Consider the following 15,708-nt stretch of genomic DNA (forward strand, 5'->3'; position numbering starts at 1 on the left):
CCTGGCTGAGCCGATATATAAATATTTTTGTGAACAGTATGAATCCCGGGCGGCTTGACGACAATATGAACAAACGAAAGACAAGAGGAGGTCTTCTGATTGACACGTGTGAAAGATATCATGACAAAGGAAATATTATACTGTACGGTTCTTGATAATGTGTACGAGGCTGCCGTGAAAATGAAAGACGGGAATGTCGGAGCGATTCCGGTTGTGCTTGATGACGGCTTGGAACTGGTTGGGATCGTCACTGACCGGGATTTGGTGCTGCGGGGAATCGCAGCTAAAAAACCGAATTCGCAAAAGATTACAAATCTCATGACGACGGATCTCATTACGGTAAGTGAAGACGATTCAATTGAAAAAGCGGTTGATCTCATGGGAGATTATCAGATCAGAAGGGTCCCGGTTACACGGGAAAAAAAGCTTGCCGGCATCATTACGCTCGGCGATATTTCAACTCATCAAAAATCAAACCGTCAGGCTGGTGACGCGCTGACATTTATATCAGAAAACGAAGAGAGGCCTGAAGATTTTCTTCATTAAAACATATTTTGTCTCAAATCTTAATAGGCTGTATTATCATTGAAAATTCATGTCAGTTCTGTTTAAATGACACTAAAGGCAAGTTTTTGATGCGGTGCGCCGTTTTATGGATAGATTGATCCGTCAGTCGGAGGTGAAAGTTTGAAAAATATATTAAGAGCGGTCGTGATCCTTCTCATCGTTGCGGCTTCATACACGCTGTTTATTCAATACGGTTCAACGCCTGAGAAAATTGCGAAGGAAGACAAGCCGCAAGTCTCAAACGAAGATGCGAAAAAAGAGAAGTCCTTGAACATTCCCGATTCCGGCCTGCTTTCTTTTATCGGAGAATCGGCTGAGACGATCGAAAAGAAACTGGGGAAACCGGACAGAGTCGATCCGTCAGCATATGATTATGAATGGTGGGTCTATAACAAAGGGGAAAAACAGTACGTTCAAATCGGCTTGCTTGGCGGCAAGGCCGTGACATTGTTTGCGACAGGCGACGGGCTGAACACCGCTCCGTTTAAAATTGGAAGGCCGTCAAGGGATGTTTTCAAAACCACCCAGATTGCCCCGTATGTCAATGTTCAATATAAAGGCAATTCATACCGTTTTGAGTTTTCCGAAGAAGACATGAATACAAGGCCGACAGTGAAAGTCGGAGACATCTATGTTCAGCTGTACATGGATAAATTCGAGGGGACACTTTCAAGCATCAGGGCATTTGATGCGCCGACTTTAATCAAGCAAAGGCCGTATGAAGTTGTCTACAGAGGCACCCTGATCGAACCTAAAGCATTGACAGAATCAGATTGGAAGAAAATTGAAAAAGCAAATGAGAAGCAGATTTTTGATATAACGAACGTCATCCGCGCAAGACACGACCTGTCTCAGCTCTCTTGGGATGAAGGCATATCAAAAGTTGCTTACGGCCACAGCAGCGACATGAAAGAGCACCATTATTTCTCCCATGTGTCAAAAACGGAAGGCACCCTCAAAGACAGGCTTGAAAAAGGAAAAGTCAACTTTGAGCAGGCGGGGGAAAATATCGCGCTCAACTATGTCGACGGGCCTGCGGCGGTTGAAGGCTGGTTAAACAGCGAAGGACACAGAAAAGCGCTGTTAAATGCCGACTATACCCATCTCGGAGTCGGGGTGGACGAGAAATATTATACGCAAAACTTTATTAAAGAATGGCAATAGAGCCCGGGACAATATCCGGGCTTTTCGTTTTTTGAGAAATCCTGAAATGCCGGCGAAAAAGAGGAATTTTAGGCGAACACATTTTGCCGGGGCGGATTACACTATAGTAGGCATATGTTTTCGGAGGGGGTGTAGACGTTGGCAAATCAAAATGCGCAATCATCCATTGATGAATTTAAGCAATTTATCAAACGGCATCCTAAGTTGATTTCCGAAGTGCGGAAACAAGAAAAAAGCTGGCAGGAAGTATATGAAAACTGGGTTTTGCTCGGGGAAGACGATTCGATTTGGGATCCGTACAGGGATAAAGAAGCTTCGGCAGAAAAGGAGCCGGACGCTGGCGACAGAAATGATTTCATTTCTAAAGTGGTGACTGCCGTCCGAAAGATGGATGCCAATCAAATGAATGAGCAGATCAATAAAATGAGCCAGTCTATTTCTTCGCTGCAAAGCTTGCTCAGCCAGTTTTCGGGCGGAAGCCAAAAACAGCAGAATCAAAGCGGCGGCGAGCATCCGTTTTCTTTCCGAAAAGATTAGGGAAGGAGTCAGACATGCGTAAAGAAGTGCAGGAGTATGTGTTCGCCGATGCAGAGCGCCGCCGGTTCATCCGTGAGCAGCCGGTCTGGTACCGCAAGCTTTCGCGGAATCCGAATGACCTGTCAGCCTTTCATCTCGATATGATGAATTTTTATGAAAAAACGATTCCTCACAGGGTCAACCAGTTATCAGGCAGCATTCAGATGGCCCAGATGATGCTTCAAATGTTTCATGCGATGCGCACTCAGGATTAATTTAATGCCTGAGTGTTTTTTTATGATGATAAATCGCGCCATTCTGGTAAAGCTAGGTGTGAAGGAGTTGATCTGTGATGAAGAAGTGCTGGCTTGTGATGCTGCTGTGCCTCTTGCTGGCCGGCTGCGCCACCCATAAACCAAAGCCCAAGGGCTTATCAGATTGGCGCGAAGCTGCTTGCGAAAGCGAAGTTTTTGGAAAATTATAGTTCGGAGGCGGCATAGACATTTTTGAAAACGGCTGATTTGTGATACACTATAGCTGGAGGTGCATGTCTATGTTTGCCACAATGGAATCGTTGCGGCTTCAAAATGAAGCATATGATTTGGCCAACATGATTCTTCAATCTGAGGCAGCTGAACATTACAGAAAATGCTACAAGCGTCTCCGCGAAGATGAAGAGGCCGGACGCATTATCGCTTCGTTTACGAAAATAAAAGAACAGTATGAGGATGTACAGCGCTTTGGCAAGTATCATCCTGATTATAAAGAGATATCCAAGAAAATGAGGGAAATCAAACGGGAGCTTGACCTTCACGATACAGTAGCCGAATTTAAAAAGGCGGAAACCGAGCTGCAATCCATACTTGATGAAGTCAGCGTGGAAATCGGTCATGCTGTGTCAAAACATATCAAAGTACCGACTGGAAACCCTTATTTTGATAATCTTTCATCTTGCGGCGGCGGCTGCGGGTCAGGCGGAAGCTGCGGCTGTAAAGTTTCCTGATGAGGCTCGGTCGTCCCGAGTCTCGTTTTTTTATAGAACTTCATGCACAGAGCGACAGGCAGGTGAACAATTTGGAAATCAGGCGTCAAGGCTTAATCGTTTGGCTGCACTCCTTGAAGCAGGCGAAAATGCTCAGGAAATTCGGAAATGTTCATTACGTTTCAAAGCGGCTGAAATATGTAGTGGTGTATTGCAATATGGAAGATGCCGAAAGAATCATCGCTAAAATACGTTCGTACTCTTTTGTCAAACAGGTGGATCTTTCATACAAACCGTTCTTGAAAATGGAGTTTGAATCCAAGCAGGATAAAGCGAAAGAATACGACTATAAAGCCGGGCTCTGACTTGGTTTATGTTAAAAAAATCCCCGCAGAAATACCTCTGCGGGGTCCTTCTATTCCTTAAAAAATTAAGGAGAAGGCAAAGGGAGAGGAGAAACCGGAGGAAGAACTTATGGGGAAACGTAAGTCTTCTCCGCGGTTGGCAACAACATCAATCGATGCTGTTGCTATTATTATCACCACTGACCCTTTTTGCTATACATATGAATTTGCACTTTGGGTGTTTGTGCCAGAAAACACTTTATGATAAGATAGGAATGATTTTTTTCGAGTTTTAAGAAAAAGTGGTGGAAGTATGAGAGTGATTTCTGGGACGTATAAGGGACGTGTCTTAAAAGCGGTTCCCGGCACGTCGACAAGGCCGACGACCGATAAAGTAAAGGAATCCATCTTTAATATGGTCGGCCCGTATTTTGAAGGCGGCACCGGCCTTGATCTGTACGCGGGAAGCGGCGGATTGGGCATTGAAGCGCTGTCGCGGGGGTTTGACCGCTTCATTTTTGTCGACCGTGATTTTAAAGCGATTCAAACCGTAAAAGGGAATTTGAAAACGCTGGGTTTGGAAAAACGAGCCGAGGTCTACAGGAATGACGCGGAACGGGCCCTGCATGCACTGGTGAGAAGGGGCGCAAGCTTTGATGCCGTCTTTTTGGACCCGCCATATCGAGAGCAAAAGCTGGAAGCGCTTTTATCGATGATTGATGAAGCGGATATGCTGACTGACAGAGGGTTTATTGTGGCTGAGCATGCGAAGGAAGTCATGCTGCCGGATGCGGTGGGCGGACTTCAGCTTGCCCGGCAGGAAATATACGGCTTAACAGGCGTGACCATATACAGAAAGAGAGGGAATGGGGATGGCTAGCATTGCCGTTTGTCCCGGAAGTTTTGATCCGGTGACTTTTGGACATTTGGATATCATCAGGCGCGGGGCGAAAGTGTTTGACAAAGTGTATGTATGCGTCTTGAACAATTCTTCGAAAAAGCCGCTGTTTACGGTGGAAGAACGCTGTGGGCTGCTTCGTGAAGTGACGCAGGATATCCCGAATGTGCAAGTGGAATCTTTTCAGGGGCTTTTGATTGATTATGCAAAGAGCAAGCAGGCGAACGTCATCCTGCGGGGGCTTAGAGCGGTATCTGACTTTGAATACGAGATGCAGGGAACTTCGATGAACAAAGTGCTTGATGAAAATATTGAAACGTTTTTTATGATGACGAATAACCAATACTCATTCCTCAGTTCAAGCATTGTCAAAGAAGTGGCAAAATATAAAGGTTCAGTCGCAGAACTCGTGCCGGAAGCGGTCGAGGCTGCACTTGAAAAAAAGTTTGCAAAAAATGAGCGGCCGTAACCGGCTGCTCATTTTTTAGCAGGAGCGTAGGTTTTGGCATAAAGAATGATGTAGATGAGAAGGGTGCCGATCGTAAGGAGCGGACCGATCTCTGCTAAAGTGTTCCACATCTGCAGAAAGAAAGATTCCGTTTTCCCGGCCGTCAGAAAGGAGAAGGCCGGCTCCGTCGGGGAATAGAACGATGTGTAAAGAGGCTTCCAAAGAATAAGAACAAAGATCGCTGCATAAATTCCCTGGAGGATGCGGGCGATAAAAAACGGCTTAAAGCGAATATCCGTTTCAGCAAGAATGCCTGCAACCTGCGCCTGAACACAGAAGCCGCTGAAACCCAAAATAAAGCTGACGATCACCGCTTGCTGGAGAAGCGCTGCATCCGTTGCGCTGACCAGTTTGCTGCCGAGCGTAATCTCAAACAACCCCGATAGTAAAGGTTTATCAAAATCACCGGGGAATTGAAGGGCCGTCAAAATCATTCGTGTGGCGTGCGAAAGAATGTCGGTGATATGCATCACAGAAAGAATGTTATTAAAAACCGAAAAAAGAATAATGAAGCCGCCTACCATTAACAGCGTTTGGACGGAAGAGATGACAGCATCGCTCAAAAGTTTGCCGAGCGGCCGCTTTTCTTCAAGTCTTGCTTGATGGAGCGCTTTTAAGGCTTCTTTAATTGAAGGCACAGGAAGCTTCTTTCGCACGGCGGTGCGGTTTTCTTCTTTTCTTCCGTAAGTACGCATCGTCAGTCCGACTGCGAAATTGCCCAAATAATGGGCCGCCGCAAGCACGACGCCAAGAGAAGGATTATGGAAAAAGCCGACCGCAACGGCTCCGAAAATAAACAGCGGGTTAGATGAGTTGGTGAATGAAGCGAGCCGCTCTGCTTCGACCCGGGAAATCTGCCGCTCCTGTCTCAGCCTTGAAGTCAGTTTTGCGCCGGCCGGGTTTCCCGATGCCATTCCCATCGCGAGCACGAACCCTCCGACGCCGGGGACGCGGAATACCGGTCTCATGAAAGGCTCGAGCAACAGCCCGACAAACCTGACGACACCAAACCCGATCAAGAGCTCTGATAAAATAAAAAAAGGCAAAAGGGAAGGGAATACGACCTCCCACCACATGGCAAGTCCACTTTTAGAAGCGTCAAATGATTCTTGCGGATGGGTAATGACGGCGGCTGTAAAAGAAAGCAGCAAAACGGCAATCATGAGTGTCTTTACCTTTGACATGTCCATTTCTAACCCCCTTTGCGGCTGTGAATACACATTGGAAACAGGATCATGATAAAATAAACGAAAAGCTTGCCCGATTTGTGCGGAAGCCTTCTCCGTGAAACTTCTTTATCATTATACGAAGGCTGGTCCTCATTTTAGACCACCAGATTGCAGATCGGTGATGAAACAAATGAACCGGAAGCTGCTTTATACTCGCGGAAACCCTTCTCCTTGATAAGCATCAATAGAAGGTATTTCATACATCTGTGAATTCATGCAGGCTGAAAATTTGGAGCCGGCCCTAGAGGTGAGCCGGTGAAAATAAAGATGGAGGGTTACATTTTCATGCTGAAAAAAAGAATTATACGCATCGCATTATTGATCGTTATTATCATGGCTGCGCTGTCATTTGTGAAGCTGCCTTATTACATCACCGAACCTGGCGAAGCGACCGAGCTGAACCCTTTAATTAAAGTTGATAACGGCTATTCTGAAAAAGGGAGCTTTTCTTTAATGACAGTTAAAGTCGGCCCTGCCAATCCGCTAACATACATATGGGCAAAAGTGCGACCTTATCACGAAATTCTTCCGGAAGAAAATTTCAAACAAGAAGGCGAATCTGATCAGGAATATATGAAGCGCCAGCTGCAAATGATGAGAGATTCCCAAGAGAATGCGATGATCGCCGCTTATAAACGGGCCGGAAAAGAAGTCAGCTACACGTTTAACGGCGTATATGCCATGTCGGTCGTCAGCGGCATGCCTGCAGAAGGAAAAATACAAGTCGGGGACAAAATTAAAAAAGCGGACGGAAAAACGTTCCGGTCAGCGGAGAGCTTCGTCCGCTACATCGAATCAAAAAAAGCCGGAGACCGCGTGAAAATCATAGTTGAACGGGATAAAGAAGAAAAAACATATGAGATGAAGCTGAAAACATTTAAAGAAGATCCGAAGAGAGCTGGGCTCGGCGTATCCCTCATCACAGACCGCAATGTCAAGGTGAAGCCGGAGGTCGATATGGACATCGAAAACATCGGCGGCCCTTCGGCAGGGCTGATGATGTCAATGGAGATCTATAACCAGCTGACAAAAGAAGACGAGACAAAAGGACACCATATTGCGGGAACCGGAACGATCGATGACGAAGGTAAAGTCGGTCCGATCGGCGGCATCAGCCAGAAAATCGTTGCTGCAGACAAGGCAGGAGCCGACATCTTCTTTGCCCCGAACGAAGGCGGAAAAAAAGGATCAAACTATGAAGAAGCGGTCAAAACGGCAAAAGATATTAAAACCGATATGAAAATCGTCCCTGTCGACACGATGGATGATGCGATTCATTATTTGGAAGATAAAGTGAAAAACACCTGATGATGTCCATCAGGTGTTTTTATTTGCGCAAAAATATCCGGCTGTCTTCATCATACCTGATCGGCGAAAGGGAATATTCCTGCTCTGTCAGCATCGTCCGCTCCGGCTCTTTGAGGGGGGCGCTGTATACTTGGCCCGCTTTTATGTCAAGCTGAAGGGAAGGGTGGGAAAAAGATCCCGTCTTTGTAATAAGGGGTACGCTCAAGCTTTTTTTCTTTTCAGCCAAATAGGCCTGCCCTTTTTTTGTCATTCCGAGAAGTCTGATATATGCCGGATGCGTTTCGCTTAACATGTGCTTAACGTCGGCTTTCTTCGTTTTTGTGAGGATGTGGGTGTTCATCCGCTGCAGCCTTGTCCACGTATAGCGCTTCGTTTTCAAAAGCTCCATGTATTCCTTAAAAGAGCCTGCTTTCCGGATCGCTTTTTTGACGCGGTGCTCAAGGCCTTCTTCCACTTCATAAATCCCTTTCAGGTCTTCTGTATCCATAGTATGGAGGCTGTATTTCAAAAAGGGGAAATAATCTTCAGGTGAGTGCCACATACCGAAAGTCCGGGCGTATTCCTCAAGCTCATCGACCGATGATTTTGGAAGGTAAAAGCGGCTGTCCGCAAGGCTTCCCGTTTCAAAGATCGACTTGCGTATGCTTGTGGCGCTTGCGATTCGGTCCGCTTCCGGGAAAGCTGAATCGTGATAGCCTGAGGATCGGCGCTTGACGGTTGCGGGCTTCATGCTTAATTGCTTTTGCATGATGGCTTTCACATAATGAAATCCGAGAATGTTGTTCGGCTTTGAAAGGTCAACAATGTTTCTGCTGTCTCCGGTTACAGCCCGGAACGCTTTTGCCATCGCTTGCGGGTAGCTCAGCCCAAATGCTATCTGTTTTTTTGCTTCTTCATTGAGCCCGTCTTCTTGCTCTATCGTGTGTACGGCTGTATTGAGAAACGCCTCAATATCGCCGTGCTCGCTTCCGAAAAACAGAGAAGCACACCCTAATTCATTTAAAATTGAGACGGCGCCTTCAGCAAATGTTTCCGCTTTTTGGACGGCGAATATGTAAGGGAGTTCAACGACGACATCGGCATAAGATGCAAGCGCCATCTTCGTTCGCGCCCACTTTGAGACGATGGCGGGTTCACCGCGCTGCAAAAAGGAGCCGCTCATAACGGCAACCGCCACCTCGCTCCGGGTTTCTGATTTTGCTTCCTTTATATGATATAAATGTCCGTTATGAAATGGGTTGTATTCCACAACAAGGCCGACCGCTTTCATTTTTTCACCTCTCTTGCATCTCTTGAAATAGTTATGATACATTTACACATGGAATGTCCAGACGCCTCGCGAAAACAGCGTTTTTTCTAAGTGTATGAATTGTTCTTCACAATGTCAACGAATGAAAAGCGCAGGCGCATATCTGTAAAGAAAAAATATTGACAAAAAACATGATGAAAGCTATAATCATGTTTGTTGCTCACTTAGAGGTGATACAATGAAATGGACGATACATCAGCTGAATCAAATGCCGAAGAAAGACTTTGAATTTGATGAAACAGTTGATTTAAGCGAACTCTCTCAAAGCTCGGAAATACGCAGCATTTCACCGGTGCGGGTGAAAGGGCGCGCGGAAATCCGCTCAAAGCAGGCTGCATTTGATTTTACCATTTCAGGCGAGATGATCTTGCCTTGCTCAAGAACGCTTGTTGATGTTCGTTATCCATTCAGTATTTCTACAAAAGAACTGTTTATATTTCATAAGACCGAGGAATTGGAAGATGAAGACGTCCATATTGTTGAAGATGACCTCATCGACTTGACTCCGGTCGTGAAAGAAGAAATCCTTCTTGAGATCCCTATGCAAATCTTTTGTGAGTCTGTTCAAAAAGAAGAAGGTGCTCCGCAGGAGGGCAAGGATTGGCAGGTCATTACAGAAGATGACCGGAAAGACCGGATCGATCCGAGACTTGCCGGACTCGGGAAGCTCTTAAAACAAGAAGATGAATCTTAACGCTCTTTAAGGAGGTGGGAATAATGGCTGTACCTTTTAGAAGAACTTCTAAAACGAAAAAAAGACTTCGTCGTACACACTTTAAATTGCAAGTGCCTGGTATGGTAGAATGCCCAAACTGCGGTGAGATGAAACTTTCACACCGCGTCTGCAAAGCATGTGGATCATACAAAGGAAAAGACGTAAAAAGCAACTAATCGTCAACAGTGAAAACACAAGACTTCAGGGTCTTGTGTTTTTTTATACCCGTTTTCCCTTCATCCTTTTATTTCCTGTAAAGAAAATAGTCTATCTACTCTATCAGCCGCATATGTATGAGGTAAATTCATAAAGTCATGGAGGGGGATAACATTTGACGATTACAAGACAGGATGCATGGACACAGGATGAAGATATATTGCTGGCTGAGGTCGTTTTAAGGCACATTCGGGAAGGCGGCACACAGCTTTCAGCCTTTGAAGAAGTGGGCAAGGCTTTAAGCAGAACCGCCGCTGCCTGCGGATTCCGCTGGAATTCCTTTGTCAGAAAGCAATACCAATCAGGCATTGAGCTGGCAAAGAAGCAGCGCAAAGAGCTGCGCAAAAAAATCGGCATCCATTCCGCAAACTTACCTGGATCTGTCAAAACGGTTTCCGGAAACAATGCGGAAAACCTGACGCTCGATGATGTCATTCAATACTTGGAAAAGCTGAAAGAAGCCCCGGTTCAAAAAGACTTTATAGATGAGAAGAAAAAGCTCGCTGAAGAAATCAATGAGCTGAAACAGGAAGTTGAAAAGCTGCGAAGCGAAAATCAATCGCTGAAAAAACGGCTTGAATTGACGGAAGAGGATTATAAAGCCTTGATTGAAATCATGGAGAGAGCCCGAAAAATGGTCGTTCTTCAGGAAGACGAACGAAATAAAAAGGCGAAGCTTCAGCCGGAGCCGAATGAAAATCTAGAGAAGCTTGAAAAATAGAAAACCGGCCATCCGCTTTCGGCCGGCTTTTTTCATTTATGCTGATTCAGAACTTTGATTAGGTTCGCTCACAGGATGCCAAACGAGCGGATTTTCCCCTTTATCCCGGGCCATATCGTATTTAACCGGTGTAAAGCCCATCTTGCTCCAAAAATCGGATGATTTGACGCGCGGGCTTGTGCGAATCGGGAGTCCGAAAGATTTGGCGAACTCCACCAGCAACGTTCCGTAGCCGTTGCGCTGATACCCCGGCAAAACTTCAAGCTTCCAGAGCTCAAGGTAATCTTGGCCTTCTTCAAAGTATTGGTTTGATTTTCCATCCGCTTTATACAGGCTCATTCTTGCGACGAGCCGATTTCCGTAATAGATGCCGTAAAACGGTGAGTTGCTGTCGTTTTCAATCATGTTGCTTTCAAGGTCCTCCAGCATGGAAAGCTCTTGAATCCCGTACTCCCTGAACTTTTTAAATTCTTCAAGCGTTTTGTAGTTGATCAGCAAACGTTCAACTTTGACCATTGTGTTACCCCCTTGTTTGTGGTCTACTTCTATTGTAAACGCTTTTTTCAAAAAATCCAAATGATAAAAATTTTCTAATATAATGAAGCGAAGCGGCTCTGAATATTTGAAACAACTGACAAGTCAACGGCGAAAATTTCTGCTATGATATACAGTATATGAAAAAATCAGGGTGTGAGAATGTGAGAATCGGAGTCATCGGAGGAGGCTCGGTCGGCCTCCTTTTTGCATACTATTTTTCGTTCGGCCACGAAGTGACGGTGATCGCACGGAGAAAGGAACAGGCGGAAGCGATTGAAGAAAAGGGAATCCGCCTTCTTGAAGACGGGAAAGAGATGACCGTGAACGTCAGGGGCAGGACTGAACTTGATCCGGACTGCGACCTTCTTTTTGTTGCCGTAAAGGAGCATCAGCTCGGAGCCGTTTTGTCCGAACTGGAGCAGGCGGCTCCTCTTGATATCATGTTCCTGCAAAATGGAATGGCTCATATTCCCGTGCTTGAAAAATGGCAGACGGGCCATCGCATCTATACGGGATCTGTAGAACACGGAGCTGTCAGGGTGGATGACCGCACATTCCGGCACACGGGAAAAGGGGCCGTGAAATGGAGCGCGTTCCGAAGCCAATCTACCGCCCGGTTGAAAAAAGAGCTCGGTTCGGTGCATGAAGCATTCCCTTTTATTTGGTGTGAAGACTGGTATAAGACCCTCGCCGGAAAATTGATTGTCAATGCGTGCATCAATCCGCTGACGGCTCTTTTGCGGGTGAAAAACGGCGCGCTGCTTGAAGAGCCGATGTATGCGGCCTATATGAAGCTTGTCTTTGAAGAAGCGAGCCGGATTTTGGAACTTGAAGACCGCCAAGCAGCGTGGGACCATGTTCTTTCCGTCTGCCGCCGGACAAAAAACAACACGTCTTCGATGCTTGCCGATGTGCTGGCAGAAAGAAAAACAGAAGCCGATGCGATCATGGGCTATCTGCTGAAGCGTGCAAAAGAGTCAGGGGAGTCTGCCCCGCATCTTACCTTTTTGCATCGCAGCATCAAGGCGCTTGAACACGAATGAAGCTAAATCTTTTGACCGAATCGCGGAACGTGCTATACTCGTTTCGGAAAGCTAACTATTTACTGGAGAAAGGAAGTTCTAAAGATGCAGCTTACTGAACTTTCCATACAAAGTCAAAACCCTTTTGTGCGAGACTATATAAATGGAAAAAAGGAGATGGAGCCGTTTTTTGATTACGGCCTGAGCAATGAAAGTTGGAGTGTCCGTTTGGATGACCTTTCCTCCCGGACGTATGACCGCGATTCTTTAGCCGACTATTTGCTCGACTATCACAGCAAATTTCAATCGGCGAGCATGAATGAAACAATCGAACGCCTTCGCGATCCGAAAAGCGTTGTCGTTGTCGGAGGGCAGCAGGCCGGCCTTTTAACGGGTCCTCTTTACACTATACATAAAATCGTATCAATCCTTGTATTTGCAAAGCAAAAAGAACAAGAGCTGAACGTTCCGGTCATTCCGGTATTCTGGATTGCGGGGGAAGACCACGATCTGGAAGAAATCAATCACGTCCACATTTCTGACGGCGGCAAGGTGAAAAAGCACAAGCTCCCGCAGTCCCACTGGAAAAAAAGCCAGGCGGCAAAAACGGCGCTCGATGCCGAGAAAGCTGAAAAGTGGCTGGACGGGATTTTTGCTTCATTTGAGGAAACGGAGTATACGAAAGATCTACTCGGCCATTTGCGCCGATGTTTAAGGCAGTCTCTATCCTTCACCGATTTTTTCGAATGGCTTGTTGCCGACATGTTTGCACAAGACGGCCTGATCCTTCTGAATTCCGGCGACCCGGGCATCAGAGCCCTTGAAGCGCGTTTTTTCCGGCAGTTGCTGAACAAAAACGATGAGCTGACCGATTCTGTCAAACGGCAGCAGGAATTCATGAAACAACTGGGCTACACACCGATCATCGAAGGTGCCGCACAACATGCGAACCTTTTTTATGAGCACGACGGCGAGCGGTTTTTAATCGAAAAAGAAAACGGCGCGTTTTTTATAAAAGAGCTTCATCTTCAGTGGTCTGAAGCAGAGCTTTGTGATTTGATCTGCCAAAAGCCGGAAGTGTTCAGCAATAATGTTGTAACAAGGCCGCTTATGCAGGAATATCTTCTTCCGACATTGGCGTTCATCGCCGGTCCCGGAGAGATCAATTATTGGGGCGAGCTGAAAGGCGCTTTTCAGGTCATGGGCTATAAAATGCCGCCTGTCGTACCGAGGCTCCAGGTTACTTTCCTTGAACGGCACATCGAAAAAAAGCTGGGTGAACGGGGAATCGAACTCCGCGAATCGATTGAAAAGGGAGCGCGCGCTAAAAAAGAGCAGTATTTTGAAGATAAGGTTCCGAGTGGATTTACCGATTCGGTTAAACAGGCAAAAGAAAAAATCGAAAACGTCCATTCCGCGGTGCGCGCAGAAGCCCTCGAAATCGACGGGAGCCTCGGCCCCCTTTTAGAAAAGAACGCGGGCTTCATTCAAGATCAGCTCGAATTTTTAGAGAAAACGGTCATCAGAAGGATTGAAGAAAAAGAAAACTATATTTTGCGTGATTTTGACAAAATTCAAACAAGCATCAAGCCTTTAGACGCTCCGCAGGAGAGAATTTGGAACATCGTGTATTATTTGAACAAATACGGTCCGAATTTCTTGGAAAAATACAAGGATTTGCCATATTCATTTCAAAACATGCATCAAGTTGTCAAACTTTGAAATAATTTTTTAAAAAACCCTGAGTAGTTCAGGGTTTTTTTTTGTTCTAAAACAGTGTAAAATAAATTTGTGGAGAGAAGTGGTGGATAGTGGTGAGTTGAGGAACGAAAGTGGGGGCCGAGATCATGTTTATGGGTGAATACCAGCATACGATTGATTCAAAAGGCCGCATGATCGTTCCGGCGAAATTCAGAGAAGGCCTCGGCGAGCAGTTCGTTTTGACGCGCGGGCTTGATCAGTGCCTGTTTGGCTACCCGATGTCCGAATGGAAACTCATCGAAGAAAAACTGAAGGCCCTTCCTCTTACGAAGAAAGATGCACGCGCTTTTACCCGCTTTTTTTTCTCCGGAGCCACCGAATGTGAATTGGACAAGCAGGGCCGGATCAACATTGCATCGCCGCTTTTAAATTATGCAAAGCTTGAGAAGGAATGCGTGGTCATCGGAGTTTCAAATCGAATTGAATTGTGGAGCAAAGAGATTTGGGAACAATACGTAGAAGAGCAGGAAGATTCATTTGCCGAAATAGCTGAAAACATGATCGGATTTGATATATAATGAATCTTTGCGCATGCGGCGCTTCTGCAATCAGTTCATTTGAAAAAGGTGGGACTAGTAAAGAAATGTTTCAGCATACAACAGTATTATTAAAAGAAACAGTTGACGGTTTAAATGTAAAAGAAGACGGTACATATGTAGACTGTACATTAGGCGGTGCCGGTCACAGCGAATATTTGCTTTCGCAGCTGTCTGAAAAAGGAAAGCTGGTCGCTTTTGACCAGGATGAAACCGCACTCCGCCATGCGAAGGAAAAACTGGCGGATTATGAAGGACAAGTCGTTTTCATAAAAAGCAATTTTCGGTATTTAAAAGACCGTCTAAACGAAATCGGCATCACGAAAGTGGACGGTGTTTTATTTGATTTAGGCGTCTCATCTCCTCAGCTGGATACACCTGAAAGGGGCTTCAGCTATCATCATGATGCACCTCTTGATATGCGAATGGACCAGTCGGCGGGCCTTTCGGCAAAGGTAGTCGTCAATGAATGGCCTTATGAGGATCTCGTGAAAATCTTCTTTAAATACGGAGAAGAGAAATTCAGCAAGCAAATTGCCAGGAAAATCGAAAAAGCAAGAGAACAATCGCCTATTGAAACAACGGGCCAGCTTGTCGATATCATCAAAGAGGCAATTCCCGCACCGGCAAGAAGAAGCGGCGGGCATCCGGCTAAACGGATTTTTCAGGCGATTCGAATTGCGGTAAACGATGAATTGAGAGTATTTGAAGAAGCGCTTTTGCAGGCGATTGAGGTGCTGAAGCCGGGCGGAAGGGTATCGGTCATCACGTTCCACTCGCTGGAAGACCGGATCTGCAAATCGACATTTAAAGAGATGTCGTCGCCTCCTGAACTGCCTCACGGACTGCCCGTGATCCCCAAGGAGTTTGAACCGAAATTAAAGTTAGTCAACAGAAAGCCGATCACAGCTTCCGAAGAGGAGCTTGAACACAATAACCGTGCGCGCTCAGCGAAGCTGCGCATCGCGGAAAAAGCACGAGAGTGAGCTGTACGAATAAAAAGGAGGTCATCAGTCTATGAGCAATTTGGCTTATAAAGTAGAAAAACAGCAAAGACAGACAAACAATGCAGAACAATCCGTTATCATCCGGAGAAGAGCATCGATCACGCTGGGAGAAAAAGTACTGATTGTGCTTTTCGCCTTGGCTGTACTCAGCGCTTCACTTTTTATGATTTCAAAGGCTTTTGCCGCGTATCAGACCAATATTGAAATTCAAAAGCTCGAAAAGAAGGTTGAAACGGAAAGCAGTAGAGTTGGTGACCTCGAAAAAGAAGCCGATATGCTGAAAGAGCCTGACCGTATCATGGACATCGCCCGGAAAAAAGGCCTTAAATTGGGAGATAAAAAAGTGAAAGACATACAGGAATGATGTA

At 45.9% G+C, this 15,708-nt stretch carries 22 protein-coding genes; 19 read left to right on the forward strand and 3 right to left on the reverse strand.

The genetic code is table 11. The annotated features are described in order from the left end of the window. Positions 1-99 precede the first annotated feature (99 nt). The 10 genes from MKX80_RS08395 to coaD all read left to right on the forward strand — a co-directional run bounded on the left by MKX80_RS08395 (position 100) and on the right by coaD (position 4,940). Positions 100-546 carry a CBS domain-containing protein gene (locus MKX80_RS08395; protein WP_154997846.1) on the forward strand — a complete coding sequence of 149 codons (447 nt, stop codon included), beginning with the start codon at positions 100-102 and terminating at the stop codon, positions 544-546. Positions 547-687: 141 nt separating this feature from the next. Continuing rightward, on the forward strand, positions 688-1,731 hold the full coding sequence (locus MKX80_RS08400; RefSeq protein WP_339228338.1) for a CAP domain-containing protein: 1,044 nt from the start codon (positions 688-690) through the stop codon (positions 1,729-1,731). Between the two features lie 138 nt (positions 1,732-1,869). Continuing rightward, positions 1,870-2,268 (forward strand): YlbD family protein, encoded by a 399-nt coding sequence (locus tag MKX80_RS08405; RefSeq protein ID WP_154997842.1) that lies wholly within the window; start codon positions 1,870-1,872, stop codon positions 2,266-2,268. Positions 2,269-2,282: 14 nt separating this feature from the next. Then, positions 2,283-2,522, forward strand: a complete 240-nt coding sequence (locus MKX80_RS08410) for a YlbE-like family protein (RefSeq protein ID WP_154997840.1) — start codon at positions 2,283-2,285, stop codon at positions 2,520-2,522. A 77-nt stretch (positions 2,523-2,599) separates the two neighbouring features. Further along, on the forward strand, positions 2,600-2,731 hold the full coding sequence (locus tag MKX80_RS08415) for a hypothetical protein (RefSeq protein ID WP_261763599.1): 132 nt from the start codon (positions 2,600-2,602) through the stop codon (positions 2,729-2,731). Between the two features lie 69 nt (positions 2,732-2,800). Next, on the forward strand, positions 2,801-3,250 hold the full coding sequence (locus MKX80_RS08420) for a YlbF family regulator (protein ID WP_003181503.1): 450 nt from the start codon (positions 2,801-2,803) through the stop codon (positions 3,248-3,250). Between the two features lie 71 nt (positions 3,251-3,321). Further along, complete coding sequence (locus tag MKX80_RS08425) at positions 3,322-3,594, forward strand: YlbG family protein (RefSeq protein ID WP_009328559.1); 273 nt, start codon at positions 3,322-3,324, stop codon at positions 3,592-3,594. A gap of 109 nt (positions 3,595-3,703) precedes the next feature. Beyond that, entirely contained in the window at positions 3,704-3,838 is a 135-nt protein-coding gene (locus MKX80_RS08430) for a hypothetical protein (protein ID WP_261763598.1), read from the forward strand. 48 nt (positions 3,839-3,886) lie between these two features. Then, complete coding sequence (gene rsmD, locus MKX80_RS08435; protein ID WP_154997835.1) at positions 3,887-4,453, forward strand: 16S rRNA (guanine(966)-N(2))-methyltransferase RsmD; 567 nt, start codon at positions 3,887-3,889, stop codon at positions 4,451-4,453. Beyond that, a complete protein-coding gene (gene coaD, locus MKX80_RS08440; protein WP_003181508.1) occupies positions 4,446-4,940 on the forward strand; it encodes a pantetheine-phosphate adenylyltransferase in 495 nt (164 codons plus the stop codon). The genes rsmD and coaD overlap by 8 nt, the downstream gene beginning before the upstream one ends. Positions 4,941-4,948: 8 nt before the next feature. On the opposite strand, the gene ylbJ is transcribed toward coaD, so the two are convergent. Beyond that, a complete protein-coding gene (ylbJ, locus tag MKX80_RS08445; RefSeq protein WP_154997833.1) occupies positions 4,949-6,169 on the reverse strand; it encodes a sporulation integral membrane protein YlbJ in 1,221 nt (406 codons plus the stop codon). 324 nt (positions 6,170-6,493) lie between these two features. On the opposite strand from ylbJ, the gene MKX80_RS08450 reads away from it, so the two are divergent. Next, entirely contained in the window at positions 6,494-7,516 is a 1,023-nt protein-coding gene (locus MKX80_RS08450; RefSeq protein ID WP_154997831.1) for a SepM family pheromone-processing serine protease, read from the forward strand. A 19-nt stretch (positions 7,517-7,535) separates the two neighbouring features. On the opposite strand, the gene MKX80_RS08455 is transcribed toward MKX80_RS08450, so the two are convergent. Continuing rightward, positions 7,536-8,786, reverse strand: a complete 1,251-nt coding sequence (locus MKX80_RS08455) for a nucleotidyltransferase (protein WP_154997829.1) — start codon at positions 8,784-8,786, stop codon at positions 7,536-7,538. Between the two features lie 217 nt (positions 8,787-9,003). On the opposite strand from MKX80_RS08455, the gene MKX80_RS08460 reads away from it, so the two are divergent. The 3 genes from MKX80_RS08460 (at position 9,004) to gerR (ending at position 10,477) form a co-directional block, all read left to right on the forward strand. Then, positions 9,004-9,519, forward strand: a complete 516-nt coding sequence (locus MKX80_RS08460) for a DUF177 domain-containing protein (protein WP_043927555.1) — start codon at positions 9,004-9,006, stop codon at positions 9,517-9,519. A gap of 23 nt (positions 9,520-9,542) precedes the next feature. Further along, positions 9,543-9,716, forward strand: a complete 174-nt coding sequence (rpmF, locus tag MKX80_RS08465) for a 50S ribosomal protein L32 (RefSeq protein WP_003181522.1) — start codon at positions 9,543-9,545, stop codon at positions 9,714-9,716. A 155-nt stretch (positions 9,717-9,871) separates the two neighbouring features. Beyond that, positions 9,872-10,477 (forward strand): sporulation-specific transcriptional regulator GerR, encoded by a 606-nt coding sequence (gerR, locus tag MKX80_RS08470; protein ID WP_154997827.1) that lies wholly within the window; start codon positions 9,872-9,874, stop codon positions 10,475-10,477. Positions 10,478-10,513: 36 nt separating this feature from the next. Here gerR and MKX80_RS08475 read toward each other — a convergent pair whose 3' ends face one another. Next, entirely contained in the window at positions 10,514-10,993 is a 480-nt protein-coding gene (locus MKX80_RS08475) for an N-acetyltransferase (protein ID WP_154997825.1), read from the reverse strand. 182 nt (positions 10,994-11,175) lie between these two features. Between MKX80_RS08475 and MKX80_RS08480 the strand changes: the two genes are divergently transcribed. The 5 genes from MKX80_RS08480 (at position 11,176) to ftsL (ending at position 15,704) form a co-directional block, all read left to right on the forward strand. Then, positions 11,176-12,057: a 2-dehydropantoate 2-reductase gene (locus MKX80_RS08480; RefSeq protein WP_154997823.1), complete on the forward strand. Its 882-nt coding sequence runs from the start codon at positions 11,176-11,178 to the stop codon at positions 12,055-12,057. 84 nt (positions 12,058-12,141) lie between these two features. Next, positions 12,142-13,758, forward strand: coding sequence for a bacillithiol biosynthesis cysteine-adding enzyme BshC (gene bshC / locus MKX80_RS08485; RefSeq protein WP_154997821.1), 1,617 nt, complete (start codon positions 12,142-12,144; stop codon positions 13,756-13,758). A gap of 125 nt (positions 13,759-13,883) precedes the next feature. Next, positions 13,884-14,315, forward strand: coding sequence for a division/cell wall cluster transcriptional repressor MraZ (gene mraZ / locus MKX80_RS08490; protein WP_009328555.1), 432 nt, complete (start codon positions 13,884-13,886; stop codon positions 14,313-14,315). 65 nt (positions 14,316-14,380) lie between these two features. Next, positions 14,381-15,319, forward strand: a complete 939-nt coding sequence (gene rsmH, locus MKX80_RS08495; protein WP_154997819.1) for a 16S rRNA (cytosine(1402)-N(4))-methyltransferase RsmH — start codon at positions 14,381-14,383, stop codon at positions 15,317-15,319. A 31-nt stretch (positions 15,320-15,350) separates the two neighbouring features. Beyond that, positions 15,351-15,704 (forward strand): cell division protein FtsL, encoded by a 354-nt coding sequence (gene ftsL, locus MKX80_RS08500; RefSeq protein WP_154997817.1) that lies wholly within the window; start codon positions 15,351-15,353, stop codon positions 15,702-15,704. Positions 15,705-15,708: the final 4 nt, after the last annotated feature.

Source organism: Bacillus sp. FSL K6-0972 (assembly GCF_037976035.1).
Classification (GTDB): domain Bacteria; phylum Bacillota; class Bacilli; order Bacillales; family Bacillaceae; genus Bacillus; species Bacillus haynesii.

Excerpts from the sequence above, each read along its gene's own strand:
- MKX80_RS08410 (WP_154997840.1), top strand. The coding sequence starts at position 2,283 with ATGCGTAAAGAAGTGCAGGAGTATGTGTTCGCCGATGCAGAGCGCCGC.
- MKX80_RS08415 (WP_261763599.1), top strand. The coding sequence starts at position 2,600 with ATGAAGAAGTGCTGGCTTGTGATGCTGCTGTGCCTCTTGCTGGCCGGC.
- MKX80_RS08420 (WP_003181503.1), top strand. The coding sequence starts at position 2,801 with ATGTTTGCCACAATGGAATCGTTGCGGCTTCAAAATGAAGCATATGAT.
- MKX80_RS08430 (WP_261763598.1), top strand. The coding sequence starts at position 3,704 with ATGGGGAAACGTAAGTCTTCTCCGCGGTTGGCAACAACATCAATCGAT.
- rsmD (WP_154997835.1), top strand. The coding sequence starts at position 3,887 with ATGAGAGTGATTTCTGGGACGTATAAGGGACGTGTCTTAAAAGCGGTT.
- coaD (WP_003181508.1), top strand. The coding sequence starts at position 4,446 with ATGGCTAGCATTGCCGTTTGTCCCGGAAGTTTTGATCCGGTGACTTTT.
- ylbJ (WP_154997833.1), bottom strand. The coding sequence starts at position 6,169 with ATGGACATGTCAAAGGTAAAGACACTCATGATTGCCGTTTTGCTGCTT.
- MKX80_RS08450 (WP_154997831.1), top strand. The coding sequence starts at position 6,494 with ATGCTGAAAAAAAGAATTATACGCATCGCATTATTGATCGTTATTATC.
- MKX80_RS08455 (WP_154997829.1), bottom strand. The coding sequence starts at position 8,786 with ATGAAAGCGGTCGGCCTTGTTGTGGAATACAACCCATTTCATAACGGA.
- MKX80_RS08460 (WP_043927555.1), top strand. The coding sequence starts at position 9,004 with ATGAAATGGACGATACATCAGCTGAATCAAATGCCGAAGAAAGACTTT.
- rpmF (WP_003181522.1), top strand. The coding sequence starts at position 9,543 with ATGGCTGTACCTTTTAGAAGAACTTCTAAAACGAAAAAAAGACTTCGT.
- MKX80_RS08475 (WP_154997825.1), bottom strand. The coding sequence starts at position 10,993 with ATGGTCAAAGTTGAACGTTTGCTGATCAACTACAAAACGCTTGAAGAA.
- bshC (WP_154997821.1), top strand. The coding sequence starts at position 12,142 with ATGCAGCTTACTGAACTTTCCATACAAAGTCAAAACCCTTTTGTGCGA.
- mraZ (WP_009328555.1), top strand. The coding sequence starts at position 13,884 with ATGTTTATGGGTGAATACCAGCATACGATTGATTCAAAAGGCCGCATG.
- rsmH (WP_154997819.1), top strand. The coding sequence starts at position 14,381 with ATGTTTCAGCATACAACAGTATTATTAAAAGAAACAGTTGACGGTTTA.
- ftsL (WP_154997817.1), top strand. The coding sequence starts at position 15,351 with ATGAGCAATTTGGCTTATAAAGTAGAAAAACAGCAAAGACAGACAAAC.